Here is a 6,072-nt window from a genome sequence, read left to right as displayed (position 1 = left end):
GCATCCCACACCAGCTTGATCCCGGTGAGAAACATGCCGAGGTACAGCAGGCGGTAAAACAGCACCGGGCTGATGCGCCGGGCCAGCTTCACGCCGACCCACACGCCGATCGGGGCGAAGGGCAGCAGCACCAGCGAGGTGGCCATGTTGCGCAGGTCCAGCAGGCCCAAAAATCCGTAGGGAATCCATTTGGACAGATTGATCACAAAGAAAAAGAAGGCCATGGTGGCGGTGAACTTGATAGGCGACAAGCGCATCGGGATTACATAGGCGTTGATCGGCGGACCGCCCGCATGGGCGATGAAGCTGGTGAACCCGGCGGTGGCGGTCAGGATGGCGCCCAGCCATTTCGGTGGCGGCGCGCTGTCAGGTTGGGGCGGAAATAGCAGGCGCTGCGCCAAAAACAGCAGCGTGAACACGCCCACCATGCCGGCCACGGTATGTGAGTCCAGCAGCTTGAAGAGCAGCGCACCAATCACGATGCCGACCAGGCCGCACGGAATCAGGAACTTGAGCAACTTCAGGTCGAAGTCTTTGCGAAACGCGGCCATGCCCAAAATATCCATCACCAGCAGCACCGGCATCAATATGGCTGCCGCCTGCGGCACGCTCACGGCCAGCGCCATCATCGGCACCGCCAGCGAACCAAAACCGGCGCCAAATCCGCTTTTGCTGACGCCCAAAAGCAACACAGCCGGGATGGTGACGGCATAGAAAAAAGGATCAGTGATGAGGGGAAACGTCATGGACCTGCGCCGATAATTTATAAAAAACAGGGCTATAGCCCCCGTGAATACTGCCTAACAAGCTACTAATACAATAGCAACACACTAACGCACGACAATACGTTCCATTATGTTTTCACCTTCTCAAGCCGACGTTCGGCGCTTCTTTTGCTCGATTTACGCCAAAGCCCAGGCGGGACAACCACTGGAGGCGATTGAAACCATCGCCAGTCTCTGGATCGACGAACACCCCGAATACCACGCCGAACTGGCCGACGTGGACGCCGCTTTGGCCTCTATGCTGCAAGCCGACGAAGCCAAGGGCAACCCGTTTTTGCACCTTTCCATGCATTTGTCGATCAGCGAGCAGTGCAGCATCGATCAACCCCGTGGCATCCGCCAGGCGGTGGAACTGCTCACCCACCGGCGCGATTCACTGCACGACGCACACCACGAAACCATGGACTGTCTGGGCAAGATGATCTGGGAAAGCCAGCGCGCCGGGCGCCCGCCCGATGGCGACGTCTACATCGCCTGCGTGCAGCAGAACGCCACGCGAGACTGAACAACACCCACAAAAAAGCCGCTTGATGAGCGGCTTTTTCATGGCGGTTAAAAATTAGTTACCGGAACTTGCTCTGAGGCACGGTCTTGAGTTCACCCGGCAACGCGCTCACATAGCTGGCGAGTTCTTTCAACTCCGCATTGGAAAACTGCTTGGCGACACCGCCCATGATGGGGTTGCCGCGACCCCAGGTGGCATTGCCTTCGGTTTTGTACGACTTGAGCGCCACGAACAGGTAGTCACGGTGCTGACCGGCAATCTTGGGGTAGCTTGGGTCGATCGGTTTGCTGAAACTCTCGCCATGGCATGACGTGCAATTGCCTTTGGCCAACAGCGCGGCGGCGTGGGCGTTGCCCTCAGCGGCTTTGGCCAAGGCAGGCGCGCCTTCAACGTGGCCGAGGGCTTCGTAATAAACAGAGATGTCGGCCATGTCCTGATCACTCAGGTTATCCACTATGCCGCGCATGGTGGGGTGCAGTCGCGTGCCTTTTTTGTAGCCGGTGAGTGCGGAGACAATGTACTTGGCGCTTTGACCTGCAATCTTGGGGACCTTGTAGATTTCAGGGAAACTGGCCTGATAACCTTGAATGCCGTGGCAACCAATGCACATGGCGATTTTCTTCTCACCCGCTTTGGCATCGCCCTTGATCTCTTGGGCGCCCGCTGAGAAAACCGTTGCACAAGAGATAAGCACCGCAGAAAGTGACAAGAAGATATTATTCATTTTGAAAGGACAATCAACCAAAGTTTGAGATAGATCAAACAAACATTATATCGATCAAGAATCCTTCGCCTAACCTTGTTGAACTTCCCCTTTTAAAGTCAGAACCATGAAATTTCAAGGTACCCAAAATTACGTTGCCACCCCGGATTTGATGCTGTCGGTGAATGCAGCCATCACGCTCAAGCGCCCCTTGCTGGTCAAGGGCGAGCCCGGCACCGGCAAGACCATGCTGGCCGAAGAGGTGGCCCAGGCCCTCAACATGCCACTGTTGCAATGGCACATCAAATCCACCACCAAGGCGCAACAAGGGCTGTACGAATACGACGCCGTGAGCCGCCTGCGCGACTCGCAACTGGCCACGGTGGACGGCGGCGAGCGGGTCAAGGACATCAACAATTACATTGTTAAAGGCGTGTTGTGGCAGGCTTTTATCGCGGATGAACCGGTGGCGCTGCTGATTGACGAGATCGACAAGGCCGACATCGAGTTTCCCAACGACTTGCTGCGCGAAATCGACCGCATGGAGTTTTATTGTTACGAAACGCGCCAGCTGATCAAGGCCAAAAACCGGCCACTGGTGTTCATCACCTCCAACAACGAGAAAGAACTGCCCGACGCCTTTTTGCGCCGCTGCTTCTTCCACTACATCAAGTTCCCTGATGCCATCACCATGAAAAGCATTGTGGACGTGCACTTTCCGAACCTGAAACAAGAGCTGCTGACGGCCGCCATGAAAACGTTTTACGACGTGCGCAACCTGCCCGGCCTCAAAAAGAAACCCTCCACCAGCGAACTGCTGGACTGGCTCAAACTGCTGCTGGCGGAAGACATTTCGCTCGAAGCCCTGCAAACCCAGGACGACAAAGTGGCCGTGCCGCCGTTGGTGGGCGCCTTGCTCAAGAACGAGCAGGACGTGACTTTGTTTGAAAAACTGGTGTTTATGCAAAAGCACAACCGTTGAACTGAAACAGGAACTCCTAGCGTGAATAAAACTCTTTTGATCGAAGGTCTCTCGGATGCCGTGGGCTTTGTCGGTGGCGCCCTGCTTGGTTTCTGGCTGGGCCAGCTGCTGGGCATGAATATTTTTGCCGCGGGTTACAACAACGCCAGCATTGCCGGTATTGCGCTGGTGGGCGTCGGCGGCGGAGTCGGCCTGCAAATTGCCCGGCGCTTGGGCCGAACGAGCTTCCGAAAAACCAAAGTCTAAGGAGCGTTAACCATGGCCTACGTTGAACCCGTCACCCTGAGCGCTCGCGGTATTACTTTGGTCCCGTTGGCCATGAGCCATGAAAGCGGCCTGCGCGCCGCTGCCGCCGATGGCGAGCTGTGGAAGATTCGCGTCACCTCCGTGCCCGAGCCCGAGCAGACCCGCAGTTACATCGAGACGGCGCTGGCCATGCGCGAAGCCGGCAACCGTTTTGCCTTTGCCGTGACCGACACGGCCTCCGGCACCGTGCTGGGCTGCACCAGTTTTCATGACATCGTGCCCGCCGTGCACCGCGTTGAAATTGGCTGGACCTGGTATGCCAAAAGCCGCCAACGCACGGCCGTCAACACCACCGCCAAACTGCTCATGATGACGCACGCGTTCGAGACGCTGGCCTGCAAGGTGGTGGGCTGGCGCACAGACAACTTCAACTTTGCCTCCCAAAATGCCATTGAGCGTTTGGGCGCCAAAAAAGACGGCGTGTTGCGCGGCCACGCACTGCGCCGCGACGGCACCATCCGCGACACCGTGATGTACAGCCTGGCGCAAGGTGAGTGGCCTGAAGTCAAGGCGCAGTTGCTCTACCAGTTGGACAAGCCACGTTAAAAAATTATGCTGATTGACTTCTTTTACGCCCTGCGGGCCGCCAAGCTGCCGGTCTCGGTCAAGGAACTTCTCACGCTGCTCGAAGCCTTGCAGGCCGGGGTGGTGGGGCCAAACTCGCCCGAACCCGAGGGTGATGGCGAGGCCACGGGTTACAAGATTGATGACTTCTACTACCTGAGCCGCACCACGCTGGTGAAAGACGAGAAGCACTTTGACAAGTTCGACCGCGCCTTTGCCGCTTACTTCAAGGGGGTAGAGCTGATTGCCGATTTCACCAAAGACATCCCGCTGGAGTGGCTGCGCAAAAACCTGGAACTCAACCTGAGCCCCGAGGAGCGCGCCAAGATCGAAAAGATGGGCTGGGACGAGTTGATGGCCACGCTCAAGAAACGTTTTGAAGAGCAAAAGGAACGCCACGAAGGCGGCAGCAAGTGGATTGGCACCGGCGGCACCAGCCCGTTTGGCGCTTACGGTCAAAACCCGCAAGGCATCCGCATCGGGCAGGACAAAAGCCGCAACCGCAGCGCCGTCAAGGTGTGGGACCAGCGCGCCTACAAAGACTACGACGACTCGCAGGAGTTGGGCACCCGCAACATCAAAGTGGCGCTGCGCCGCCTGCGCAAATTTGCCCGCGAAGGCCATGAAGAAGAACTGGACCTGGACAGCACCATCCATTCCACGGCGGCCAACGCCGGCTACCTCGACATCAAGATGCGGCCCGAGCGCCACAACAATGTGAAGGTGCTGCTGTTGATGGATGTAGGCGGCACGATGGACGACCACATCCAGCGCGTCGAAGAGATGTTTTCAGCGGCCAAGTCCGAGTTCAAGCACCTGGAGTTTTATTACTTTCACAACTGCGTCTACGACTTCATGTGGAAGAACAACCGGCGCCGTTATGCCGAAAAGTTCCCCACCTGGGACATCATTCGCAAGTACAACAAAGACTACAAGCTGATCTTTATTGGCGATGCCACCATGAGCCCGTATGAGATTTTGCAGTCTGGTGGCAGTGTTGAATACAACAACGAAGAACCCGGCGTCGAGTGGCTGGGGCGCCTCACCAGCGCCTTCCCCAAATTTGCCTGGATCAACCCCGAGCCGCAAGGCGTTTGGCAATACCGCCAGAGCATCAGCATCGTGCAGCAACTCATGAGCCAACGCATGTTCCCACTCACCCTCAAGGGGCTGGAAGACACGATGCGCCTGCTGACCAAATGAAATGGCTGCTGGCCCTGGTGTTGGCCTTGGGCATCGCGCCATTGCTGCAGGCGCAAGGCTTGTTCACCCGCCCAGACGAGGCACCCACAAGCACGGCCGCCTTCATTCTTGACATCACGGCCCCTGATGAAATCAGACTCGTGCTGGAGCAGCATCTGGACCTGCTGCGCTACCGCGAACTGACCGACCTGAACGACAACGAACTGGCGCGCCTGCTGACCACGGCCGAGCAAAACACCCGGGACCTGGTCGCCACGCTGGGTTATTTCTCACCTGATATCCGCATCGAGTTGCTCCCTGCCATTGGCACCGCAGCCCGGACTGTGACGCTGAACGTAGCACCCGGCGAGCCCACGCTGGTGCGCGAGGTTCGCGTGACGTTCGCCGGCCCGATCACCGACGACCCGCTCCCGCTCACCCAGCGCCAGCAAATAGAAACCAGTTGGCCGCTGCAAGTCGGCACGCGTTTTACGCAGGCCGGCTGGACGGCAGCCAAACAACAGGCGCTGCGCCAACTCACCACGCAGCGATTCCCCACCGGACAACTCACCACCAGCCTGGCCGACATCGACCCGGTCACGCACAGCGCCAGCCTGTCTGTCACGCTGGACTCAGGTCCGGCCTACCGGCTTGGCAATATGGTCATCACCGGCTCACAGCGCTATGACACCAAAATGGTGATCCGGCTGGCGCGCCTGGAACCCGGCACCGACTACGAGCAGACCGAACTGGTGGAAGCGCAGCAGCGCCTGACCGACAGTGGTTACTTTGACTCGGTCTTCATCTCGCTCGATACCGCAGCCGACCCTTTGAACGCCCCGGTGCATATTCAATTGAAAGAAGCCAAACTGCAAAAGCTGGTGCTCGGTGTCGGCGCCAGCACCGACAGCGGCGCCCGACTCTCGGCTGAACACACCCACCAGAAGCTGCCGCTCATCGGCTGGCGAGCAGTGAGCAAGTTGCTGCTGGACCGCGACACCCAATCCATTGGCACCGAGCTGACGGCGCCACCGAACGAGAGCAA

At 58.2% G+C, this 6,072-nt stretch carries 8 protein-coding genes; 6 read left to right on the top strand and 2 right to left on the bottom strand.

Going from position 1 to position 6,072, the window contains the following annotated elements:
- The coding region (locus WCG50_RS16605; RefSeq protein WP_336900707.1) for a sulfite exporter TauE/SafE family protein at window positions 1–746 on the bottom strand (746 nt) is incomplete at its 3' end.
- Between the two features lie 109 nt (window positions 747–855).
- Here WCG50_RS16605 and WCG50_RS16600 point away from each other — a divergent pair.
- Entirely contained in the window at window positions 856–1,290 is a 435-nt protein-coding gene (locus tag WCG50_RS16600) for a DUF1841 family protein (RefSeq protein WP_336900706.1), read from the top strand.
- A 58-nt stretch (window positions 1,291–1,348) separates the two neighbouring features.
- Here the strand turns inward: WCG50_RS16600 and WCG50_RS16595 are convergent, their stop codons facing one another.
- Window positions 1,349–2,014 (bottom strand): c-type cytochrome, encoded by a 666-nt coding sequence (locus WCG50_RS16595; RefSeq protein WP_336900705.1) that lies wholly within the window; start codon window positions 2,012–2,014, stop codon window positions 1,349–1,351.
- Window positions 2,015–2,120: 106 nt separating this feature from the next.
- Here WCG50_RS16595 and WCG50_RS16590 point away from each other — a divergent pair, with 106 nt between their 5' ends.
- The 5 genes from WCG50_RS16590 to WCG50_RS16570 form a co-directional block, all read left to right on the top strand.
- Window positions 2,121–2,975: a MoxR family ATPase gene (locus WCG50_RS16590; protein WP_336900704.1), complete on the top strand. Its 855-nt coding sequence runs from the start codon at window positions 2,121–2,123 to the stop codon at window positions 2,973–2,975.
- Between the two features lie 21 nt (window positions 2,976–2,996).
- Window positions 2,997–3,221, top strand: a complete 225-nt coding sequence (locus WCG50_RS16585; RefSeq protein WP_336900703.1) for a hypothetical protein — start codon at window positions 2,997–2,999, stop codon at window positions 3,219–3,221.
- Window positions 3,222–3,233: 12 nt separating this feature from the next.
- Complete coding sequence (locus tag WCG50_RS16580) at window positions 3,234–3,827, top strand: GNAT family protein (RefSeq protein ID WP_336900702.1); 594 nt, start codon at window positions 3,234–3,236, stop codon at window positions 3,825–3,827.
- A 6-nt stretch (window positions 3,828–3,833) separates the two neighbouring features.
- The gene (locus WCG50_RS16575) at window positions 3,834–5,048 is read left to right on the top strand and encodes a VWA domain-containing protein (RefSeq protein WP_336900701.1); all 1,215 of its coding nucleotides are present in this window, start codon (window positions 3,834–3,836) and stop codon (window positions 5,046–5,048) included.
- Window positions 5,045–6,072: POTRA domain-containing protein (locus WCG50_RS16570; protein WP_336900700.1), on the top strand; the 1,028-nt coding region annotated here is incomplete at its 3' end. The genes WCG50_RS16575 and WCG50_RS16570, both read left to right, overlap by 4 nt.

The sequence above is a fragment of the Rhodoferax sp. genome (genome assembly GCF_037143375.1).
Lineage (GTDB): Bacteria > Pseudomonadota > Gammaproteobacteria > Burkholderiales > Burkholderiaceae_C > Rhodoferax.
This window is presented reverse-complemented; position numbering and strand designations above follow the sequence as displayed.